Source organism: Vibrio sp. 704, assembly GCF_033339295.1.
In genome coordinates this window covers 1-567 of the sequence record NZ_JAWOUH010000806.1, presented here as the reverse complement: position 1 = coordinate 567, position 567 = coordinate 1, and the positions used below count along the sequence as shown (strand labels likewise).

General features: G+C 47.3%; 1 protein-coding gene. It reads left to right on the top strand.

Annotated features, from left to right (window positions below; translation table 11 throughout):
• On the top strand, window positions 1–567 hold a 567-nt coding region (locus R7R24_RS29235), incomplete at both ends, for a pyridoxal-phosphate-dependent aminotransferase family protein (RefSeq protein WP_318120526.1).

Below are 567 nucleotides of genomic sequence, written 5' to 3'. Positions count from 1 at the left end.
GTGCTAGTCGATGATGAATGGGGTGCGCCTGTTTCAGTAGATAAAGTTGAACAAGCACTACAGCAACATCCTGATACAAAAATTCTGGCTTTTGTACATGCTGAGACATCAACCGGTGCTGTCAGTGATGCGCAAACTCTAGGTAAGTTAGCCAAGCAATATAATGTGTTGTCGATTGTGGACGCCGTTACATCGTTAGGCGGCGTACCGTTAAAAGTCGATGAATGGCAGCTTGATGCTGTGTACTCAGGCAGTCAAAAGTGTTTGTCGTGTGTACCTGGCTTGTCTCCGGTGACGCTGTCTCCGGCTGCTATCGAAAAAATTCAATCGCGCACTACGCCAGTTCAAAGTTGGTTCCTCGATCAAAGCTTAGTGTTGGGGTACTGGAGTGGGGAAGGTAAGCGTAGCTACCATCACACAGCTCCAGTGAATAGCCTATATGCATTGCATGAAGCGCTGCTTGTGTTACAGAACGAGGGGCTTGAGAACGCGTGGGCTCGCCATCAATTGATGCATGAGAAGTTGAAAGATGGTCTTCAGAAACTGGGTTTTGAATTTGTAGTGGAA